Raw genomic sequence first — 21,083 nt, 5'->3', positions numbered from 1 at the left:
AGGATAAAAGCTTGAAAATTACAGTTATTGGAACAGGATATGTAGGTTTAGTAAGTGGAACTTGTTTTGCGGAAATCGGTCACAAGGTTACTTGTGTTGATATCGATGAAAATAAAGTTGCAATGATGAGACGTGGTGAATCACCAATTTTTGAACCAGGACTTAACGATCTACTAGAAAGAAATATTAAAGCAGAGAGACTAACTTTCTCAACAGGTCTTGAATCAGTAAAAGATTCTAAGTCGATCTTTCTTGCGGTTGGAACTCCTTCTGGAGATGATGGAAGTGCAAATCTTTCATATTTATTTCAAGCTGCTGAAGATGTAGCAAAAAATATTAGTGATGATGCAATCATTGTTATTAAATCAACAGTTCCAATTGGAACATGTGAAAAAGTAAAAGAGATTGTTGCAAAAAATACTGACAAAAAATTTCATATCGTAAATAACCCAGAGTTCTTAAAAGAAGGATCAGCAATTGAAGACTTCATGAGACCTGATCGTGTAGTTATCGGTCACAACGACCCGTACGCAGCGCAAGCTATGGAAGAGCTTTACGAGCCATTAGTAAAACAAGGTAACCCAATTTATATGATGTCTAATCTTTCAGCAGAGATGACAAAGTATGCGGCAAACTGTTTTCTAGCGACTAAGATTTCTTTCATTAATGACATTGCAAGACTTTGTGACACTCTTGGTGCAGACATCAATGAGGTTCGCCAAGGAATCTCAAGTGATCGAAGAATTGGACCACACTTCTTATATCCGGGCCCTGGTTATGGTGGATCATGTTTTCCAAAAGACGTGAAGGCCTTAATTTATACAGCTAAAGAACATGGGCATACTCTAAGAGTCATTGAATCAACTGAAGATGTAAATGATGAGCAAAAACTTTACATGGCAACAAAAATCAAAAAGCATTTTGGTGAAGACTTAAGTGGAAAAACTTTTGCATTTTGGGGTGTAGCATTTAAAGCAAATACTGATGATGTTCGTGAGTCTCCTGCAATTTATATGGCAAAGGATCTAATCGATGCTGGTGCAAAGATTCGTTTCTTCGATCCTGAAGGTGGACCAAACTTCATGAAAGCTGTGGATGAAAAGTATCACTCATCTATTGAGCAAGTAGCTAATAAGTATGACTGTTTAAGTGGATGTGACGCTATGGTTACTGTAACTGAATGGAGAGAATTCTCTACTCCCGACTTTACTGAAATCTCTTCGCGCTTAAATGGTAAAATCATCTTTGATGCAAGAAACTTATTTAAAACAGAAAAAGTTTTAGCGGAAGGATTCACTTACTACGCGATCGGAAAGAAAATTTAATGAATGAATTGGTTATCGCCAATATTCAAATTTCTTCATCTCTCGATTATCAATCGAATCTAAAAAAAATTAAAAAATACTTATCTCAGGCAAAAGAAGCGGGGGCCCAAGTGGCCTTCCTGCCTGAGTGTTTTTATTCAATCTCAAATGGCCGCATGCCAAGTCCATACCTTGTGGAGTGGGACAATGAACACTTTGATAACATCAGGCAATTGGCCATTGATTCTGGGCTCTTCCTTGTTGGGGGCTCTGTTGCTTTTAAAAGTAATACAGCTATTTATAATAAGGCCATTAACTTGGATCCTAAAGGTTGTGTTATTGGTAGCTACGACAAGTGCCATTTATTTTCTTGTGACATCACAACTGTAGATGAACAGGGAAATGAGATTCATAAGAAAGTTAATGAAGCTGATATTTATACAGCAGGAAATGATCCTTTAATTATTGATATTCTTGGCTGGAAAATTGGTATCGCAATTTGTTTTGATCTTCGATATCCAAAGTTCCTTCAGTATTACTACGATAATAAGGTCGATCTGATTACTTTTGCTTCAGCGTTCACTGTTCCTACTGGAAAGGCACATTGGCATACTCTATTACGAACTCGTTCAATTGAAGGACAGTGTTATGTCGTGGCCAGTGCACAGAGTGGTGAAAATAATCCTGGCATTCACACTTACGGACACTCCCTTGTTATTAACCCTTGGGGCGAGATTCTTTCTGATCAAAAAAATGAAGAAGGTGTGTCTATTGTAAGACTCAAAAAAGAGCAAATTCTTGAGGCCCGTTCAAGGGTCATTCTCTAATCTAAGTATTTAAATTTATTGAAAATTGAGTAAAATTTGGAGGTATTCCACATTTATCTGCCGATAAGTCTATATGATTAGATTAAGGAGGCAAATATGGAATTACTAGAGATTATACTCGTGACTACAGTCATGGCATTTGCCACCAGCGGAAGTATTATCCTTTCAGGATTAAGTTACTGGGAGACTGAGGATAGGGTGAGAAGATCAATTTCTCATGCAAATGAAGACTATGGAATGCGCGAGTCCGAATTAGAAGAACATACTAAAGTCGCTTAAACTTTAATAAGCTGATAGCTCCCGACTGGGAGCTATTTTTTTACATAAACGGATTATCACCCTTTGAGTGATCTGTAACATCCACAACTTCTACTATGTCTGGAAAGTTTTGCTTAACAAGTCTTGCAACACCATCTGTAAGCGTTGCCTGTGAAGCAGAACAACCCTGACAACCACCAGTCATCTTTACATAAAGTTTATCATTATCGTAATCGATTAATTCGATATTACCACCGTGAGCAGCAAGAGCTGGTCTTACTTGTTCATCAAAAAGTTTTTCAATTTTTCTAAGCATATTATTTCCTATCCATTAATTGGTTTAAGTGGCCAAGGATTGCGATTGAGGCATTTTCAACTCTCATAATTGAAGGACCTATGCTGATTTCTTCAAAACCAAGATTTTTAAATTCAGTTATTTCTTGGTTGGTCCATCCACGCTCTGGGCCTATGGCCAATTGTAATGGTCTTTCAATATCTATTTTAACATCTTTTAACTTTGTTGTGGCATAAGGTGAGAGAATAAATCGTTGAACACCTTTCGCTTCTATATCCTCATATTGATAAGTCTTCTTAAGAGTTGGAGCTTTATAGAAAACAGCAGACTGACTAACGCCAAGTTCTGATAGTTCTTGAAAGCGCTCATAAACTTTAGAAGTGAGATAGCTCTTATCACTTAAAATGGCCTTAAAAATATGAAAGTGACTTGCACCCATAGCACTACAGTGCTCAAACACTTTTTTCATTGTAGGAGGTCTTGAAGCTGCAATAATCAACTCAATTGGAAAGTGAAGCCCTTTTCTGACTTGCCCAATTTCTACTTCAACAATTCCATCGCTAATATTACTTACAGTAATAGTCGTTAGACCTTCTTCAAGAATTGTCCCTTTGAGTTCGTCGCCAACTTTTACTTTTACAATTTCAAGTAAATGCTTCGACTGTTCTTGTGTGAGAACAGCTTTTGAATCGTGAATTTGCTCTTTTCTAATTATGACAGAATTCATGTTCTTTAATTTTAATGAGTTATAGCTTTAACTCTTTTACCACTTCTTGCACCTCTTGGGTATGGATTTTAAAGCAACTTTGTCACAGATCGTCAATAGAGAGCATTCATTCACTTTATTTATGGCCCCTATGGGCTGGGGGAAAACAAGACTTATTTGGCAATTATTAGAGGACTTTGAAAGGATTATTATTGTCTCTCCGCTGCGTTCAATACTGGAAGATTTGAAGGAGAGGGACTGTGTTGTGAATAATATTTCTGACAAAGGAATCTTTTTAACGACAGTGGAGTCGCTTTCTCGGGATGATTTAGAGTTTGCTTTAAAATCCAACTCCTTGTTTGTGCTTGATGAATTTCATCTCTTTTACGAATGGGGAGAGTCTTTTCGTCCACGCTTGCTTGATTTTCTCTATCAAATCTCTTCCTCTGGAAATACAAAGGTGATTGGTTTAAGTGCGACAATCACTGACGAACTTTATCGAGTGATTGAAAGAGATGTTGAAAATAATTTTAGGCATTTTTGTTTTCTAAATATCGGAAATTTTCAAAAGAAAAATATGTATAAAAAGAAGAGGATGTTAATTAGGCCACTTCTTTTATTGAAGCTTATCTTTGAGCAGTTGTTCTTTGAGAGGGGACGAACAATTCTGTTTTGCTCGTCACGAAAAGAAGTCTTTTTTTGGAATAAGTTCTTTCAAAGATTAGGTGTTTCTTGTGATTATTGCGTGGGGGGAGAGGTTAAGGATTTTGTTGTCAGAGAAAATCAGGCACCCTCTGATTTAATTATTGCAACTAGCGCCTTAAGTCACGGGGTTAATTTACATGGAATAGAGAATATTTATATTAGTTATAAACCAAATGAATCGACAAATTTTCAAATGATAGGTCGCGGAGGACGATTTGGAGAGGAATTTCAATACATTGGAGCTCTTGAAAAGGGGAAGAAGTGGTGGGAAAGAATTCACTACAAGATATGTGATTATCTCTTTATAATGAGTCAGGATTTATTATTATGGTTGAATTAGAAGGCATTCTTATTAACAAAATTCCATATCAAGACAAACACTTGATTGGAAATTTACTCCTCAGAAACGGAAATAAAATTTCTGTGATGTTCTATGGTGGACAGGGAGGAGGAAAGAGGAAAGTATCTTCTATCTTGCAAGTTGGTTATCTTTTTAAAGTTGGCTTTGGCCGAGTTAAAAATAGTTTCGAAATACTGACTAGTAAGGATCATGTTGAAAAATGGTGTCATAAAAATATCTCACATAATCCAATGGCATTCTACCTTCTTTGTTTTTTCTGCGAACTTTGTCAGTCTTTTGCTCCACAGATTACACACAAAGACGATCTTGATTTAAGTGAAAAAAGTCATGAAGGTATTTTTCGACTTCTTTCAAATGCAATCTTTCGCTTGGAAAGTCGAGTTACTGCTAGCGATTTTAATCCTAATCATGAACTTTTTATTTTTCTAGTAAAGGCGATGGTCGAATTGGGGATTTTTCCTCGTACTGAAACATGCGCCGTCTCTGGCGTTGAAATTGGTGATAATGACTTTGTGTCACTCTCAATTGAACAAGGTGGCTTTATTCACTTCTCACATTTAAGTCTCGAAGAGCAACGATTGGTAAATGGGCAAGAGGGAAAGAGCCTTCGAAACGAAATGCTTAACGTAGCTGCAAGTAAGTATTCGGATTATAAAGTTAGTACACATATTCAAAAGTCGGATCTTAATCAATTAGTGAATTATATTTGCTACCATCAACACGTGCAGCGTGAACATTATAAGTCACTAAGCTTATTATTATAGATCTTCAAAAACTTTATATGTAAGTGAAATGGCCTTAGCTAAATTTGTATTCTTTGCAATATTTAAAATTGTTTCATCTGAGTAATTTAAGACAATAGAGCTTCTTGTAAACATATATGAGTAATTGAAACTCGTTGAAAGGAAGTATTTGTTTTCACCTTCGATGCCATCTATCTTAACGGCACTGTCTTGCCAATAAGTTAAAGAAGTTCCAAAGCGCATAGTTGCATTTGGATTATAACCAAATCCTAAGGAAGAAGAGTACCCAAAACCTGGCTCTACTTCTTTATTGTCTATCGTTCTTTTAAAACCGTAGTGACCTTCTAGTGTTAATGAATAATCGTATTCGTATACTACCTTAAAAAATGCAAAACCTAGAGTTGATTCAAAAACACCACGGCTTAGGGAGTCTGACAATAGAGGATCGTTATAGCTGTATATTGAATTACCATTTGGAATTAACTGTTTAAAGAATATAAAACCACGAGGCTTAATGAGATTATAAGTTAACTCCGGTAAGAACTCCCAAGTAAATTGAAAGCTTGGATCGACTATCTCTGTGGTACTCGTCCTTTGGGTTGGAGACTCAACTGTTCTTTTTTTGATTGGTATATCAAAGGCAAATTGAAAGTAGCTATCAATTAGATAACTGCCTTTTAAGGCGATTGTTTCTGTTACTTCATTTTTAGAATTAATATTATGAATCTTACCATCTACTCCGGCTTCACTTGTTACTGCTGAGTTGGCATAATTGATTTTTGCCTCCCATTGGTGATCGCCAAGAATAATATTAGGTATATTTGCTCCGCCGCCACAGCATGAAGACGCATAAGTGCTAATAGTAAAGAAAATTGTAAATAGAATTAAAGTGTAAGAGGCCATGATATAGAGTCGTATAAATTTCCGTTATCTTTTAATTGTAAGTGAAAATCCCAGAGACCACCCATTGTGAAATAGATATCAGTAAGTTGATAAACTCCAGTAGCTATTCTAGTTACAGTAATTGGGTATGAGCCATGTCCCATATCTGGCATCCAGATGTAGGCAGAGAATTCACCTGCAGGATCTTTCAAGTTATTTGCTGAGTCTTTAAATGTAATTGTAAGTGTTGAACTATCGTAAACTATTGGCCCTTTATCCCACTTTCTCAAAATAGTTAAGGCCTCCGTATCAAAACGTATTTCGTTAGAAATATTATCAACTCCACTAACTAACTCTTTAAGACCACCAGAAAAGGGAGAATCTCCACAACTTGTAAATAGTAAGAATAGAAGTGTAAGTGACAATAGTTTCATTACTTCTTAAACTCCACATCAATAGCTGTAATGTCGCCGTCTAATTCAAAGCGAACTTGCCAGTAACCTTTCATATGTCCCATGAAGAACTTAGCATTTCCATTGATTATTGACTCTTCATTAAATGACCAAGTGATTGCAGGCCCACCATGTTGATGCCCATTGGCCATCATCATCCATACATATACTTTTAAATCTTTCGGTGTCACTCTCTCTAGTGAATCTTTATCAAAGACAACGGCTTCAAATGTAGATGGTTTTCCATCAAAAGGACCGTTAGTCCATTCAAGTTCAACACATAAGTTTTGAGATTCTATTTGGTAAGGACATGCAACAATTGAAGCTGTCATAAGTAGTGTAATTAGTGTCTTAATCATATTTACCTCGCGATATAGCAACCAAGTGCTTTTGATTCTTTATATGGTAGCTCTTTATTATTTTTGAGTGCAGTTAGCACATCATTCAAATAAAATTTTGTCGATAATTCAGGGCTTCTCTTATTTGTCACAGCTCCTTGATAGATAACTTCTTCTCTCTCATTTAATAAGAAAATATGTGGGGTTTTTAATGCATTCATCTTATTTGCAAACTTAAGATCCTGATCGATAAAGATTGGAAAGTTAATTTTGAATTGATCAAAGTATTCAAGGGCCTTTTTTTTGCTTATATGCTTGTTAGAACTAAAACCAATAAATTCAATATTATTGAACTTATTTGCAAGAGAGTTTATGTAATCAAATTGTTTTTGGGAGCAAGGACAGCTTGGTGAAAGAAAAATAAGAACTTTCTTATTTTTAGTTCGAGAAATTTGTTTCTCTTTATGTGTTGATAAATCGTAGCGAACTTCTGTGAATGCCCCAAGAGTTATACTTGAGAAGATAAATGCAATTAGTAATTTCATATGTGATATTTATAAAATGTCTAATTGAAGTACAAGAATTCAATACCCTAGTAGGTATTAATATTTACGATTTCTTGATTAATGTCAGTTTTTGGGGACGTGTTAATTTTTTTATTTGGGCTTCTCGTTTACTCGCACTTGAGCGGTCAGGGTGCTCTTCTGTGAAACGAATTTTTTTAGGAGGGTTTGCTTTAGTGAATTTTGCTCCTTTCGGATCATTTTTGTGTTCTTCAAATCGGCGCTCTACATCAGTTGTAATACCTGTGTAGAGCTTTCCATTTTGAGTTTCTATAATATAGACAAACCACTTGTTGGCTTTTGCCATTAATTCTTTCTCGCTTGATAAGTATCTTCTTTCATTAGCATCCCTGTACCAATTCCGTACTTTTCCTGAGTGCCTAGCATCGATTTTAACTCATTCGTTGAAATCTTTCCATTGAAGAAGTTTAGATAACCTTCAAGTTTACTCTTAAGTTTGTCATCGTGCTCATTTAAAAGTTCAATTCTAAACTGTGAGACACCCTTTGCAATTAGCTCATCAATTAAGTCAGTTGAGCTTTGTGCAATAGCATTGAACATTGTATTTCGACACTCTTGATCGGCTTTAATAAAGTGCATATTTCCAAATTGATCTTTAAGTTCTACATGATGTTTTTCACAAGGCTTCCCACAGTCCTTAAACGATGAACCTTCTGATAAGAATGCTGCATACACACAGTGTTCCATATGAAAGCTTGGCATATACTGATGAATATTAACTTCAATCTTTCCAGCATCAGTATTGGCAAGAAGATTTTCTAGTTGTTTTGCATTTAAGTCATATGATGAAGTTAATGTTTCAAAGCCTTTATCAAGTAAATAATTTGCTGTTTGAGAGTTTGCAACGTTAAGAGAGAAATCTCCTTTCAATTGAACATCTGTCTTTGATCTTAAATATTGATACGACCCTAGATTTCGACAAAGGATAAAATCCGGATCCAATCGAGTCAGAACATTTAAATGATGGTATTCTTTAGGTTTTAAAATTCTATTAGTCGCAACACCAACTTGGCAGTTTGGTAGTTGTTTAAGAAGCTCTAATGAGGGCTTATAGTCTTTTCCAAATTCAAAATCTAAAGTAATTAGAAGTCTTTCAAAATCACAGTTTTTCAATACTTCGTATGCTTGCTTAACCTGATCAAAATCTCTAAGAAGAAAGTTTAGTGTGATCTCGTTTTCTGAAACTTCTTTTTTAGATAGTTTAAATGATTGCGATTTTGGTGCTTTGACACTAACTCTTTGACTATTCAATTCTTCAATAGCTTCTTGTCTTAATTTCTTAAGTGCCTTTGAGTGAATGAAAGGAGACTTACCATTTGTTTTTAAATCGAATTTTGAAACAGAATAAATAGTACGCGAAAGTGCACAAGCATCTTTTTCAACTTTCTCAAGATCAGCTGGTTTTCTCGCTTCTTCTACTAAGTCATCACTTTGTCTAATAACTTTGTATTGGCCATCTGTAATAATATAAGTAAGATTTTCTCCTGCATTTGCTAACAGTGTTACTTCAACAGGTATACGCTTTTGCTTATTAATATCGCTAATTAGAGACTCGCTCTCTTTTGCAACCTTTGGGTCAGAGTTTAGGTAGATATCCATACCTGGGCGAACTTGCTTCCATTTAAAATCATGAGCAAGAGAAAGGCTAACTCGTTTTCCTTTTCTTTTTACACTAAAAATAGATGAGCCAATTTCAATACCTTTATTGTCATCACAAATTGCAACGCCCATTCCATTTTCTAATTCGCGATCAGTGTCGATTTCTAAATATGGAGGATCAACTCTCTTGATCTTACCAAGTTCAATTCCTCGGTGAGCTCCGTAGTTACCTTTTACTAGTTGTTGATGGTCAACACCATGAAGCCAACCAGAAAACAGGCCACGTGAATAAGTAAGTGCCATATTATCTATTTCTTTTTGACTTACTTCTTTCCCTTCAAGTTTTGCTTTAAAAGCACCTGCTGCTGTCGACACATATGCAGGACCTTTAAGACGGCCTTCAATTTTAAAAGAGTCAATGCCCATGTCTTGAAGTTCGTTAACTTCTTCAATTCCACAAAGATCTTGAGGAGACACAAGATAGCTCATTTTACGGCCATGTTTCGTGAGGTCTTCTTTTTTACCATCCACAAACATTTCATAAGAGAAGCGACAGCTCTGTGCACATTGACCACGGTTGGCCGAACGTCCGCCGATACTTTCTGAAGTAAAGCACTGGCCAGAGTAGGCAACACACAGCGCCCCGTGAGTGAAGACTTCAAGCTCTCGCTCAGTATTTGCTCGAATTTCTTTTATTTCAGGAATTGAGTTTTCGCGCCCTAGTACGAAGCGTTTGATATCAAGATCTTCTAAGAAAGTGATGTGATCATGGTTTGTCACAGTCATTTGAGTTGAGCCGTGTATTACTTGATCTGGATAAATTTGGCGAACAAGATTTGCAAGGCCAATATCTTGAATGATTAGAGCATCGGGACCTAATGCCACCACTTCATTTAATCTTTCGATAGCATCTGCTATCTCTTCTTCAAATATTAAAATATTAAACGCCACGTGAACCTTAACTCCATAGAGGTGGCACATGTCGATCATCTCTTTTAGTTCATCAACTGAGTGGTCGTGAGTTCTTCCACGGGCATTGAAGCCAGGCATTCCTACATAGATGGCGTCCGCACCACCGTGAATTGCTGCTAAGCACATTTGCATATTGCCCACTGGGGCGAGAATTTCTGATTTTTTCATGACCTGCTTTTAGCACGAGCGCAAAAAGTATGCGATATCAAATCGTGATTTCAGTAATTTATATATAGATAATCGCCATATTTATCTGAATTTTGGAGCTAGATCATTGGATTATAATTATCGCTAATTACTTGCATGAACTGTTATTAGCTTTTGCTTATATTTGACTGAAAAATCACGGTTTTTGAACAAAAAATGACGCATAAGTTAGTAATATTACAAAAAGGTGGCGTTTACCTTAATGGGAAAATAATTAGCCGATTGGTGAATGAGTGGGTATACTTTGTGCAATTATTTACCATAGTAGGGGGCATTGTGTCAGAAAGTAATATTAAGGACATGCAGCAAATTGTTAGTCTAGCTAAACGCCGTGGATTTATTTTCCAAAGTTCGGAAATTTATGGCGGTCTATCTTCTTGTTGGGATTACGGCCCATACGGAATTGAGTTAAAAAGAAACTTAAAGAATAAGTGGTGGAAGGCCATGACTTTACGTTCAGATATCGTTGGTGTTGATGCTTCAATTTTCATGCACCCAATGGTTTGGAAAGCTTCTGGTCACGTTGATGGTTTCAACGATCCAATGGTTGACTGTAAAGCATGTAAGTCTCGTTTCCGCGAAGATAAAATTGATACATCAGCTCCTTGTCAAAACTGTGGTGCTGTTGGTGAGTTCACTGAGCCACGTGATTTTAACCTAATGTTTAATACACAAATGGGGCCAGTTGAAGATTCATCTTCAAAAGTATACCTAAGACCTGAAACGGCTCAGGGGATTTTCGTAAACTTTCTAAATGTTCAATCAACAATGAGAAAGAAGCTTCCATTTGGTATTGCTCAAATTGGTAAAGCTTTCAGAAACGAAATTACTCCAGGTAACTTCATTTTTAGAACTCGTGAGTTTGAACAAATGGAGATGCAATATTTCATTAAGCCAGGAACTCAAGCTGAGGCAATGGAGCAGTGGAAAGAAATTCGTTGGAATTGGCACTTATCAAATGGTCTGCGTCCAGAAAACTTAAGATGGCATCCACACTTAGGTGATGAGCTTGCTCACTACGCGGATGCTGCAGAAGATATTGAATATAAATTCCCACATGGTTGGGATGAGATGGAAGGTATCCACTCAAGAACAGACTTTGACCTTCGCCAACACGAAGAGTTTTCAGGAAAGAACTTAAAGTACACAGATCTACTTGATGGAAATAAGAAATTTCTTCCTTACGTTCTTGAAACATCTGTTGGTTGTGATCGTTCACTACTAGCGATTCTATGTGATGCTTTCAGAATTGAAAATGAAGGTGATAAAGAGAATGAAAGAGTTGTAATGAAATTCCACCCTTCTCTTGCTCCTGTTAAAGTTGCTGTTCTTCCACTAACGAAGAAATTAGATGAGCCAGCAACAAAATTATTTAATGAACTCCAACAAGAGTTTGCAGCTGAATATGATGTAGCAGGTTCAATTGGTAAGCGCTACCGTCGTCAAGATGAAATTGGTACTCCATTCTGTATCACTTTTGACTTTGACTCTTTAGATGATAACGCTGTTACGATTCGTGATCGCGATTCAATGAATCAAGAGCGAATCGCACTAGATCAAGTTAAGAATTATTTAAGAGATAGAATCTACATTTAAAATAAATTTTTTGAAGGGCCACAAGTTCGTGGCCTTTTTTCTATACTAAGCAAGGAGCGCAGTTATGAGTAAATGGGTTTACTCGTTTTCAAAGGAAAAAACTGAAGGTAATAGAAGCATGAAAAATCTTCTAGGTGGTAAAGGTGCCAACCTGGCTGAAATGTCTGCTCTTGGATTACCAGTCCCTCCAGGTTTTACAGTTACAACTGAAGCCTGTATCGATTATCAAAAAGCCAATAAAATAAATGAAGAAATTAAGGCCCAAGTTATTGAGTCTCTAAAGCTTGTTGAGCTTTCAACAGAGAAAACTTTCGGTGGTGGAGACAATCCTTTACTATTTTCTGTTCGCTCTGGAGCAAGAGTTTCGATGCCAGGAATGATGGATACGGTTCTAAACTTAGGACTTAATGACGAAACTGTTGAGGCCCTTGCCAAGAAGTCTGGTAACGAGAGATTTGCTTGGGACTCATATAGAAGATTCATTCAAATGTATGCAAACGTTGTTATGGGAATGAGCCATTCACTCTTAGAATCTACTCTTGAAGATTTAAAAGAAGCAAAGGGCGTTGATTCTGATACAAAGTTAGATGCAAAAGATTTTAAAAATTTAGTAAAAGTCTATAAGCAAATTATTGCACAAGAAACAGGAAAGGCTTTTCCTACTGATCCAATGGAACAACTATGGCTAGCAATTGAAGCAGTATTTGGTTCATGGAATAACCCAAGAGCTATCAAGTACCGTCAGCTTAATAATATTCCAGGAGACTGGGGAACTGCTGTAAACGTACAGGCCATGGTTTTTGGAAATATGGGTGATGATTGTGCAACAGGTGTTTGCTTCACTCGTGATCCTTCTACTGGGGATAAGAAGTTCTTTGGTGAATACCTTGTAAATGCTCAAGGGGAAGATGTTGTTGCGGGAATTAGAACTCCTGCTCCAATTAACGAGTGTTCAAAGAATGATTCAAATAGAAATGAAAAAACACTTGAAGAATATATGCCTAAGGCGTTTGCTGAATTAACTGAACTTTATCAGCAACTAGAAAAGCATTACAAAGATATGCAGGATATCGAGTTTACGATTGAAGCAGATAAACTATATCTTCTTCAAACTCGTAATGGAAAAAGAACTGCAGCAGCTGCATTAAAGATTGCTGTTGATCTTGAGAAAGAAGGAATTGTGACGAAGGAAGAAGCGATTATGCAAATCGATCCTGAAGCACTTAACCAACTTCTTCACCCGAGACTTGATCCAGATGCAACAAAGAATATTATTGCAAAAGGTCTTCCTGCTTCTCCAGGAGCTGGTGCAGGTAAGATTGTATTTCACTCAGACGATGCCACTAGTATGCACGAAAATGGTGTGAAGGTTATTCTTGTTCGCCAAGAAACTTCTCCTGAAGATATTGCTGGAATGGCAGCCGCTCAGGCGATCTTAACTGCTCGTGGTGGGATGACTTCACATGCGGCCGTAGTTGCTCGTGGTATGGGGAAGCCTTGTGTTGCTGGATGTTCTGACATTCTCGTTGATAGTAAGAATCGCACGATGATGATTGGCGATAAGAAATATGTTGAAGGTGACTTCATCACACTTGATGGTGGAACAGGTGAAGTTATTGAAGGTGAGGTTCCAACACTTGATGCTGAAATCAATGCAGATTTCGCTGAGTTTATGACTTGGGCAGATGAGATTAGAACACTTAGAGTTCGTACTAATGCTGATAACCCAGAAGACAGTGAAACGGCCGTTAAATTTGGTGCAGAAGGGATTGGACTTTGTCGTACGGAACATATGTTCTTTGAGCCTGAGAGAATCCTTGCAGTTCGTGAGATGATTTTCGCTGATTCAACAATTCAAAGAGAAAGAGCACTTGCAAAACTTCTTCCTTATCAGAAAGAAGACTTCAAAGGAATATTCAAGGCCCTTGATGGTATGCCTGTTAATATCAGACTTCTTGATCCACCTCTACACGAGTTCTTACCTCACTCAGATGAAGAGAAAAAAGAACTTGCTGAGTATATTGATGTTGAAGTTAAAACAATTGAAGATGGCTGTGAAAGACTTCACGAGTTCAACCCAATGCTTGGACACCGTGGTTGTCGTTTAGGAATTACATATCCAGAAATCTATACAATGCAGGTAACTGCTATCACTCAAGCAGCTCTTGAGTCTATTGCTGAAGGTGTTGATGTTAGACCTGAGATTATGATTCCTCTTGTTGCAACAGCAAAAGAACTATCAATCTTAAGAGAAATTCTTGTTGAAACAATTAATAAGACAAAAGGTGATAAAGAGTTCAAATACAAACTTGGAACAATGATTGAGCTTCCTCGTGCTGCTATTACTGCTGCTGAGATTGCAAATCATGCAGACTTCTTTTCGTTTGGTACAAATGACTTAACACAAACAACTTTTGGACTTTCTCGTGATGATGCTGGACGTTTCTTAACTGAATATATTTCAAAATCAGTTCTTCCAAATGATCCATTTGTTTCTCTTGATCAAGAAGGTGTTGGTTATCTTGTTAAGTTTGCAACAGAGCAAGGTAGAAGTGCCAATAAAGATATTCACGTTGGAATATGCGGAGAGCATGGTGGTGAGCCACAATCAATCGACTTCTGTCATAGAATTGGATTAGACTATGTTTCTTGTTCTCCTTACCGAGTTCCTATCGCTCGTCTTGCAGCAGCACAGGCCGTGATTCGCAACAAGTAATGTCGATTACAGAATTAACAAACAAAATAAAAGCAGAGTTTGGCAGTTATAATTTTAACTGCCTTGCTTTTGCTTATATTGACTTCAAAAAAAGTACGTATGAAACATTTTCTTTTTTTGAAAATCCATTTTTAAAAGGTCAAAAGGTTTATTTTGATTTGGCCTCTCTGACAAAGCCTCTTACGCTTGGTTTTGCTTATTTAAATAAACCAGAGCTATTCTCTGAAGATATGAAGCTTCTTTTAAATCATCGTGGTGGTTTGAATTCTTGGGGTAGACTCTCTGTCGATACTTGGAGAGAACAAATTCTTTCTTATGAGATTAAAGAGAGTGAAACTCTTTATTCTGATTTTGGCGCTCTAAGACTTCAACTTGAAATCGAAAAGGAGCAAGGGCTTTACGAACTTGTTTCAACAATGTGGGATGAAGAAATAAAGCATTGGCTTGATATCGAAGATGAGATCTGTGTGCCAACGGGGCGTCGAAACCGAGATATCATTGATGGGGAAGTTCACGATGATAATGCTTTCGTTATTGCGCAGAAAGTTTCACATGCTGGGCTCTTTGGAACCATTGATGGCGTTTGCCGAACACTTCTAAGAGTAAATAATGATTATCAATTAATTAATAAAACAAATCGTGAAAGTGATCATCGATTTATTAATGGTTGGGATAGCGTGACAAATCCTGAAACATCTCTTGCAGGTATTTATTCCAATAAAGATACTTTTGGTCATCTTGGTTTTACAGGTACTTCAATTTGGATTGAGCCACACTCGCAAAAAGGAGTGGTGATCTTATCGAATGAAGTCATTAAGTATTGGTATGACCGCCAGAAATTAAGTGAAATCAGGAAGGAAATCGCAAATAATTTCTTTTCTAAGTAGCTGAATTTACAGTTCCTCTTATAGCTTCAATTAAGAAATTCTTAATAATTGCCGATAAATATCAAGTATTTTATCGGAGATGAATAATGGGACTCGTCCTTAAGCGCATTCAATTATTATTTTTAGTATTTTCATTCTTACTAATGTCTTGTCAGCAAAAAGATCGATCGATCTCAAGTGTCGATGGTGAGATTAGTAATCAACCTGCTCTTTACTTAAATTCTGTTACAGAGGTGTCTGACCTATTTGACCGTAACTTAGAAGAACTAGTTGCACATTACAATGTAAACTTACAAAAGAGAGTTTATGATTCGAGTGAAACAAGGGCCGTCTTAATTTCACTAGACTCTATGGATTTACCTGAAGGTCAAGCATTTGCAATTGATACATCTATTGAAGAAAATGGTGTTCATGTTTTAAAAGTTATTCGTTCAACAAATAATGAAGCAATCACTAAATCTTCAAAGAGTCTTTTATTCAATTTTCTATCTGAAATTAATGAGAAAAAGAATATCGTAAATATCTATTCATTCTTTGAAATTGCACATAATGCTAAAAATGGAGACCTTCGTGCAAAGATCGCTTTAGAAGAATTAAAAATTAAGGCATTAGGTGATTCAGCGCTTTACGATGAAGATCGTAAAACGATCGAAGAAGGAATCTCTCAACTTGAAAGTGATTTTAAAGTTGTGAAAAAAGAAATGAAGGCGAAAGAGACAGCGCGAAAAAATGCAATGGCCGCGCTGGATAAAGCTGCTGAAAATCATCAGCTTAAAGCACTTATTCAAAGTAATGACCGAAAAGGTGTTGCAGATCTTCTTGAAAAATATCTTCCTTGGGAGCAAATGACTCCTATTGAAGATTCGTATTGGAATCATATTCTTAAGCGCATGCGAAACCCTATTGAAGCCAAAGATAAGGTTCTAGTATATCGTGGAACTTATGGAGATCGACTTTTTCCACAAATCGTAAATGGTCAAGAGCTAGAATATGAGGATGCTGTTAAGCAAGCAAACCTTGGCTCAATGTCGACAATTCTTACAAGAAATCAAGGGACTTATAACCGTAGGCTTCGTTCTTTACAGACGATGTATGGTAAGAAGATTGCTTCAAACCCAAGTAATGCAGACTCTAAATTTGTCGAAACTGCTCGTTTAACGACAATGCTTAAACAGCACTCAATTGAAGCGCAAGGAAGCCCATTCCTTTCTTTCACTTCAAACTTTGATACTGGATATACATTTGGTTTTTCTATTGCAGATGATAAGACTGTGGCCGATGCAAAAGGTGCTATGGGGGCTTTCCTAATCGATCCAGAGCTTCTGATTTTTAATCAAATGTCTGGTTTTAAGTCTGAAATGGAATACCTTGCTCCACTAATTACTTTCCCAGATGAAATGGTTGGATTCTTTGATGAAGATTATATGGAGAAGACAAATCGCGAGGCGATTAAAGACTCACTTCATGACGGTCTTAGAAAAGAGATGATTAGGATTTATGGAGATGCTCAAGGGCCTAGTATTGCTGACGAGATTCTGTCTCGCTCAAGTGAGTTCAATGAATATGATAAGGCATACCTAGTTCCAAAGTTGAAATCAAACTTAACAGGATCGGCAGAAGGTAATGTTGGAGTTGCCAAGAAGATTAGTAATTTCTTTAGTAACTTAAAAAATAAATTTTCTTCTTCAAGTAAGGGGAAAGTAAAAGTGATTGATGAAATGCCTAAGATTAATAATTGTTTATACGCTATTAAGAGCTTCTTACAATAATAAAAGAGGAATACATGCATAAGAAAGCATTTGGTTTACTTTCCGTCTTACTACTCACTCTCACTGTTTTAACACAGTATACTCAGGTCGATCGCTCTGAATATTCGTATTTTAGTACGAGAGCTCCTGCATCTGTTGCAGATATGGAGAGGCTAGAGACTTTATTAGCAGTTGATAAACTTGATTACTATATCGGCGAGTACGTTAATAATTTTGGAAAGAAGATTGATGGGGAATCATTAGATGTTCTTAAAAAAGTTGAGCTTGATTATATCGTCGATAAATATTCAAGCGATTCAAGAATATTTGATGCAAAAAATTATGATGCAATCATTTATGATATTCTAAAAGATCGATTAGGTAAGAAGCCTTCTGGGACAAAAACAAGCTATGAATGGGGTTATAACTTCTTTAAGAATAAGCTTAATGAAGGTTTTACTCTTCTAGATTCTAAGATTAAACCAAAAGATGATTCAGCTGTTACTAAAGTAGAGCCGCGATCAGAATTCACTCTTCCTGATCAAGGAATTAAAAATGGTGAATTAACTCTAGATGCGGATCACTATATTTCTAATCGAACAACACGTGCTGTATTTTGGGAAGCTGTTGAAAGTAATCGCGATGTAGAATTTCACCTTGAGAACTCAAGAGAATTCTTAAAGAATCTTCAGGCAAATGGTGGTCAGATATTAAAGGAAATCCGTCCTTTTGCTAATAATTATAATAAAATTTATGCTGTTCAATATCCTGGAGAATCAACTTATCGCTACGCTATCACGGCCATTGGTGGGAAAGATCGCCTTAATCACTTAATGTTACAATTTGGACTTTCTAAAAGAGGTCACACTGTAACTAATAAGGTGAGAATCTTTGGTGATCTGGATGAGACTCACAAAATGATGGAAGATGAGTTATCAGGTATTTTTAGACATTTACCAAAATCTGAAAGAGTCATCATTGGTCAAAAGGGTGCTATTGAGAGGACGTTTGAAACGTTATGGAAAGTACGTGCACTTAAAAATCTTTACGAAGACGAGCCTGATTTGGTGCTTTCACATATTTCGGATAAATTGAAAGACTCCTTTAAAGCGTTAATGGCTGATGGTGATATTAAGAAATACGATATTTTCAAAAATAAAAAAGATGTCGAAACAGCTTATACGAAATTAGAAAAGACAATTAAGGCCAAGGGGATAGAACCTTTTGAGTTTAAGAAATATGATTATGATAACTATGTTATCTCAATGTCTGATCTTGTCTTTAAAAATTCTGAAGGTGAAGACGTTGTTTGGCGTGTTGTTGCTAATAGTTGGGGGGATGAGATCTCTCCACTTGCTAAGGCCTTAAAGAATACTGGACATAAAAATATAACATATATCGGTACTGCGGGAGCGTTTCCTGATAAAGGCTATAGTGTTGGTGATCTTGTTATTCCTTCACATACTCGATTAGACGGAGAAAGTAAAAAACTTCGTGGAACGATTATGGATATTGATGGTGCTAAAGTCGGTGGTACTGTTGATCATGTTTATTCTCCTTTTATTGAAACAAATGAGTGGTTAACAGAGAGTTCTAGTCATTCAGATTTTGTTGAAGTTGAAGTAAGTCACTTAAGAAAAATTCTTAATGGTCAAGATGATGATCTCCAAGCTTATCTTCTAATTTCAGATGTTTTAAATTCTGAAGGTGAAACACTTGCATCAGCCACTGGTGCAAAAAGAAGAAATTCATTGAATAAACTTCTCTATGCAATGCTTGATAGAGACAAAGTAGGTATTCCTCAAGGAGTAAATACTGCTGATAACCACATTGGAATATTGAGAAGTACAATTGATAAAGTACTAGGGAATAAGGCAAATACATTAAAGTATTATGTCTTTTCAATGTTAAAAGATAATAAGAATGTTTCTGAAGCAGAGATTCAGGCCGTAGTCGATTCAGTTGATAACTTTAGTGATAATTACTTTACAAAGAGAATTACTGAATCATCTGAAGTTTCAAGCTATGTTTTAAGAAAACTTGAAGAGTTTGGGCATATGCCAAAGATTTCTATCGACAAGAAATTTGTTGATGGTAAGTGGCATCCTAAAACAGATAAGATTATTATCAATGTTCATGCTGATACAGATGCTATTGTTGAGCAATATAAAGAAGTTGTTGCTGACCTAGAAAAAGAAATTAGTAAGGTTTCTAAGTTTTGTGAAATCAATTTTATAAGAGGACCTCCATCTGAGGAATTTGTTACAATTCCAAAATACGTAGGTCTTGACAGTGACTTCCTTGTTAATCTTTATTCTCAGTCCGCATTTAAGCAAGCCGGTCTTGATGCACAAGTTACTTATAATGGTAATTTAAAATTTAATTTCCTACCTACTGTTAATAACTCAGATGTTTGTGTTGATGATAAATTCTGTCACTTATCATTTTTTAAACCAGACCAATCAACAAAAGATCTTTTAGTTGATTTTGATACACATGCAAAATTTAAAGCACAATTTGATAAAGATCCTGTTTATATTTTTAATGAATACATTAAGTCAGCTAACTTACAAGGAAATGCTAAAAACTACAGATATGAAGTTGTAGTTGAAAAGAATGCTACACTTGAAGATGGAAAGCTTGCTGAAATTGTTCCAGATGTTGATCCTGAAAAAGGGCTTCTAATAAAGGTACGTTTTACAGAGGAAGGATATAAGAATCCTCTGGTTCTTTTAGAAGAGGCTATGCATGTGGAGCAAATTACACGCAATGGCGACTTCTTGAAACATCCGGTATTTTGGGCCGAAGCAGCTTTAAATGCAAAGCATGGATCAATGCGTTCTCGTGAGTTTTTAGCACGTGCAGAAGTAGATGCTATGGATAAGCTAACTAATATGATGAGAGGCTACTTCCAAGGAAATGCTGATGAAGCACTTTCTAAAATTGAGCAATATGCAAATACGAGAAAAGAACACGCGTCTAAAATTGTAAATAACCTTAAGAAGAAAGTGCGTTCTGAAAAGACTGTTCGAAATGGTTTGGCCAAACAATGGAAAGAACTTCATAAAGCACTTGAGGCGCAAGATCTCAAGTTAGATGATTATATTTCTTCAGGTAATCGTAAGAAAGTGGCAGAACTTATTGAAGCTTATATGCCATGGGAACAAATGGAGCCAACTGAGATTGCAGCTTGGCAAAGATGGTTAAAAGAAATTGAAAATCCAAGTGATGACTTCTTTGTGAGCTTTAGAGGCCTAGGAGATGATCTTGTTCGTGAATCAGATGATGGTGGACACTTCCTTATGGCCAAAATGCTAACTAAGAATCAGGGAAGTTATACGAGAAGGCTTCGTTCTTTAAAAACTTTCTTTGATAAAAAAATTAGTAAAAAGTCAGGTCAATATATGCCAGTTGAATTTCAATCGTTGGCCGCAGTATTTAAAGGGCATAGTGTTGAGCCTTTAGGTTCTCCATTTTTATCAGGCTCAGTCCTATCTGTAGCAGATAGTTTTGCTAGTGAATTTAAAGGGCAAAATATAGCCGCACTAAAGATGTCTAATAATAGGAGCTTATTAAATCTTGTTTCAAATTATAATGAGCTAGAAGAGATGATTCCACTGATTGTCTTTCCTGATGAGATTATTTCAATTGAACCTGCTGGAGATCTTGAAGCAATTCAGGATGCTGTTGAGGAAAAGATTGGACGCCAACTCAAACCAACTGAATTAGAAAGAATTGCGGTACAGTCCGATGATAATGAAGATTTCAAAGTTAAAGCGGTGCTTGAGTGGTGGAATCAAATTAACCCGGATGGTATTACATCTGCAAACTCAACTAAGACATGTAAGGATGTAATTAAAATGTTCCTATCTCAACAGTAATTGATTAATTACAAATATTTAC

General features: G+C 36.3%; 18 protein-coding genes. 10 read left to right on the top strand and 8 right to left on the bottom strand.

From position 1 onward, the window contains the following. The first annotated feature begins 11 nt into the window (after window positions 1–11). The 3 genes from ABMA70_RS07040 (at window position 12) to ABMA70_RS07030 (ending at window position 2,410) form a co-directional block, all read left to right on the top strand. Window positions 12–1,325: a UDP-glucose/GDP-mannose dehydrogenase family protein gene (locus ABMA70_RS07040; protein WP_103218926.1), complete on the top strand. Its 1,314-nt coding sequence runs from the start codon at window positions 12–14 to the stop codon at window positions 1,323–1,325. Then, window positions 1,325–2,131, top strand: coding sequence for a nitrilase-related carbon-nitrogen hydrolase (locus tag ABMA70_RS07035; RefSeq protein ID WP_392990770.1), 807 nt, complete (start codon window positions 1,325–1,327; stop codon window positions 2,129–2,131). The genes ABMA70_RS07040 and ABMA70_RS07035 overlap by 1 nt, the downstream gene beginning before the upstream one ends. 96 nt (window positions 2,132–2,227) lie before the next feature. Continuing rightward, window positions 2,228–2,410: a hypothetical protein gene (locus ABMA70_RS07030; RefSeq protein WP_103218928.1), complete on the top strand. Its 183-nt coding sequence runs from the start codon at window positions 2,228–2,230 to the stop codon at window positions 2,408–2,410. 40 nt (window positions 2,411–2,450) lie between these two features. On the opposite strand, the gene ABMA70_RS07025 is transcribed toward ABMA70_RS07030, so the two are convergent. After that, on the bottom strand, window positions 2,451–2,705 hold the full coding sequence (locus ABMA70_RS07025; RefSeq protein ID WP_021266260.1) for a NifU family protein: 255 nt from the start codon (window positions 2,703–2,705) through the stop codon (window positions 2,451–2,453). 1 nt (window position 2,706) lies between these two features. Next, a complete protein-coding gene (locus tag ABMA70_RS07020) occupies window positions 2,707–3,411 on the bottom strand; it encodes an RsmE family RNA methyltransferase (RefSeq protein ID WP_392990773.1) in 705 nt (234 codons plus the stop codon). Between the two features lie 79 nt (window positions 3,412–3,490). Between ABMA70_RS07020 and ABMA70_RS07015 the strand changes: the two genes are divergently transcribed. Both ABMA70_RS07015 and ABMA70_RS07010 read left to right on the top strand, forming a co-directional pair. Continuing rightward, window positions 3,491–4,435 (top strand): DEAD/DEAH box helicase, encoded by a 945-nt coding sequence (locus tag ABMA70_RS07015; RefSeq protein WP_393022158.1) that lies wholly within the window; start codon window positions 3,491–3,493, stop codon window positions 4,433–4,435. Continuing rightward, a complete protein-coding gene (locus ABMA70_RS07010) occupies window positions 4,423–5,220 on the top strand; it encodes a DNA repair protein RecO (RefSeq protein ID WP_103218931.1) in 798 nt (265 codons plus the stop codon). Before ABMA70_RS07015 ends, ABMA70_RS07010 begins: the two co-directional genes overlap by 13 nt. Here ABMA70_RS07010 and ABMA70_RS07005 read toward each other — a convergent pair. The 6 genes from ABMA70_RS07005 to ABMA70_RS06980 all read right to left on the bottom strand — a co-directional run bounded on the left by ABMA70_RS07005 (window position 5,215) and on the right by ABMA70_RS06980 (window position 10,194). After that, the gene (locus tag ABMA70_RS07005; RefSeq protein ID WP_392990777.1) at window positions 5,215–6,102 is read right to left on the bottom strand and encodes a hypothetical protein; all 888 of its coding nucleotides are present in this window, start codon (window positions 6,100–6,102) and stop codon (window positions 5,215–5,217) included. The genes ABMA70_RS07010 and ABMA70_RS07005 overlap by 6 nt on opposite strands. Next, a complete protein-coding gene (locus ABMA70_RS07000; protein ID WP_392990779.1) occupies window positions 6,084–6,515 on the bottom strand; it encodes a FixH family protein in 432 nt (143 codons plus the stop codon). Before ABMA70_RS07000 ends, ABMA70_RS07005 begins: the two co-directional genes overlap by 19 nt. After that, entirely contained in the window at window positions 6,515–6,892 is a 378-nt protein-coding gene (locus ABMA70_RS06995; protein ID WP_392990781.1) for a hypothetical protein, read from the bottom strand. Before ABMA70_RS06995 ends, ABMA70_RS07000 begins: the two co-directional genes overlap by 1 nt. A gap of 2 nt (window positions 6,893–6,894) precedes the next feature. Next, entirely contained in the window at window positions 6,895–7,416 is a 522-nt protein-coding gene (locus tag ABMA70_RS06990) for a redoxin family protein (RefSeq protein WP_392990783.1), read from the bottom strand. Window positions 7,417–7,480: 64 nt separating this feature from the next. Beyond that, window positions 7,481–7,741, bottom strand: coding sequence for a GIY-YIG nuclease family protein (locus tag ABMA70_RS06985; protein ID WP_103218936.1), 261 nt, complete (start codon window positions 7,739–7,741; stop codon window positions 7,481–7,483). Further along, on the bottom strand, window positions 7,741–10,194 hold the full coding sequence (locus ABMA70_RS06980) for a DUF3656 domain-containing protein (protein ID WP_392990785.1): 2,454 nt from the start codon (window positions 10,192–10,194) through the stop codon (window positions 7,741–7,743). Before ABMA70_RS06980 ends, ABMA70_RS06985 begins: the two co-directional genes overlap by 1 nt. Window positions 10,195–10,509: 315 nt before the next feature. Here ABMA70_RS06980 and ABMA70_RS06975 point away from each other — a divergent pair, with 315 nt between their 5' ends. The 5 genes from ABMA70_RS06975 (at window position 10,510) to ABMA70_RS06955 (ending at window position 21,061) form a co-directional block, all read left to right on the top strand. Further along, window positions 10,510–11,829, top strand: coding sequence for a glycine--tRNA ligase (locus ABMA70_RS06975; protein WP_304466325.1), 1,320 nt, complete (start codon window positions 10,510–10,512; stop codon window positions 11,827–11,829). Between the two features lie 64 nt (window positions 11,830–11,893). Beyond that, window positions 11,894–14,545, top strand: a complete 2,652-nt coding sequence (gene ppdK, locus ABMA70_RS06970; protein ID WP_392990789.1) for a pyruvate, phosphate dikinase — start codon at window positions 11,894–11,896, stop codon at window positions 14,543–14,545. After that, the gene (locus ABMA70_RS06965) at window positions 14,545–15,432 is read left to right on the top strand and encodes a serine hydrolase (protein ID WP_103218939.1); all 888 of its coding nucleotides are present in this window, start codon (window positions 14,545–14,547) and stop codon (window positions 15,430–15,432) included. Before ppdK ends, ABMA70_RS06965 begins: the two co-directional genes overlap by 1 nt. A gap of 86 nt (window positions 15,433–15,518) precedes the next feature. Continuing rightward, on the top strand, window positions 15,519–17,201 hold the full coding sequence (locus ABMA70_RS06960) for a hypothetical protein (protein WP_103218940.1): 1,683 nt from the start codon (window positions 15,519–15,521) through the stop codon (window positions 17,199–17,201). Window positions 17,202–17,215: 14 nt separating this feature from the next. Further along, window positions 17,216–21,061 carry a hypothetical protein gene (locus ABMA70_RS06955; RefSeq protein WP_392990791.1) on the top strand — a complete coding sequence of 1,282 codons (3,846 nt, stop codon included), beginning with the start codon at window positions 17,216–17,218 and terminating at the stop codon, window positions 21,059–21,061. Window positions 21,062–21,083 lie beyond the last annotated feature (22 nt).

This window comes from Halobacteriovorax sp. XZX-3 (assembly GCF_043196495.1).
Classification (GTDB): Bacteria; Bdellovibrionota; Bacteriovoracia; order Bacteriovoracales; family Bacteriovoracaceae; genus Halobacteriovorax_A.
This window is presented reverse-complemented; position numbering and strand designations above follow the sequence as displayed.

What these genes read in the sequence shown, in the direction of transcription:
- ABMA70_RS07035 (WP_392990770.1), top strand. Translation starts at nt 1,325, where the DNA reads ATGAATGAATTGGTTATCGCCAATATTCAAATTTCTTCATCTCTCGAT.
- ABMA70_RS07030 (WP_103218928.1), top strand. Translation starts at nt 2,228, where the DNA reads ATGGAATTACTAGAGATTATACTCGTGACTACAGTCATGGCATTTGCC.
- ABMA70_RS07025 (WP_021266260.1), bottom strand. Translation starts at nt 2,705, where the DNA reads ATGCTTAGAAAAATTGAAAAACTTTTTGATGAACAAGTAAGACCAGCT.
- ABMA70_RS07020 (WP_392990773.1), bottom strand. Translation starts at nt 3,411, where the DNA reads ATGAATTCTGTCATAATTAGAAAAGAGCAAATTCACGATTCAAAAGCT.
- ABMA70_RS07010 (WP_103218931.1), top strand. Translation starts at nt 4,423, where the DNA reads ATGGTTGAATTAGAAGGCATTCTTATTAACAAAATTCCATATCAAGAC.
- ABMA70_RS07005 (WP_392990777.1), bottom strand. Translation starts at nt 6,102, where the DNA reads ATGGCCTCTTACACTTTAATTCTATTTACAATTTTCTTTACTATTAGC.
- ABMA70_RS07000 (WP_392990779.1), bottom strand. Translation starts at nt 6,515, where the DNA reads ATGAAACTATTGTCACTTACACTTCTATTCTTACTATTTACAAGTTGT.
- ABMA70_RS06995 (WP_392990781.1), bottom strand. Translation starts at nt 6,892, where the DNA reads ATGATTAAGACACTAATTACACTACTTATGACAGCTTCAATTGTTGCA.
- ABMA70_RS06990 (WP_392990783.1), bottom strand. Translation starts at nt 7,416, where the DNA reads ATGAAATTACTAATTGCATTTATCTTCTCAAGTATAACTCTTGGGGCA.
- ABMA70_RS06985 (WP_103218936.1), bottom strand. Translation starts at nt 7,741, where the DNA reads ATGGCAAAAGCCAACAAGTGGTTTGTCTATATTATAGAAACTCAAAAT.
- ABMA70_RS06980 (WP_392990785.1), bottom strand. Translation starts at nt 10,194, where the DNA reads ATGAAAAAATCAGAAATTCTCGCCCCAGTGGGCAATATGCAAATGTGC.
- ppdK (WP_392990789.1), top strand. Translation starts at nt 11,894, where the DNA reads ATGAGTAAATGGGTTTACTCGTTTTCAAAGGAAAAAACTGAAGGTAAT.
- ABMA70_RS06965 (WP_103218939.1), top strand. Translation starts at nt 14,545, where the DNA reads ATGTCGATTACAGAATTAACAAACAAAATAAAAGCAGAGTTTGGCAGT.
- ABMA70_RS06960 (WP_103218940.1), top strand. Translation starts at nt 15,519, where the DNA reads ATGGGACTCGTCCTTAAGCGCATTCAATTATTATTTTTAGTATTTTCA.
- ABMA70_RS06955 (WP_392990791.1), top strand. Translation starts at nt 17,216, where the DNA reads ATGCATAAGAAAGCATTTGGTTTACTTTCCGTCTTACTACTCACTCTC.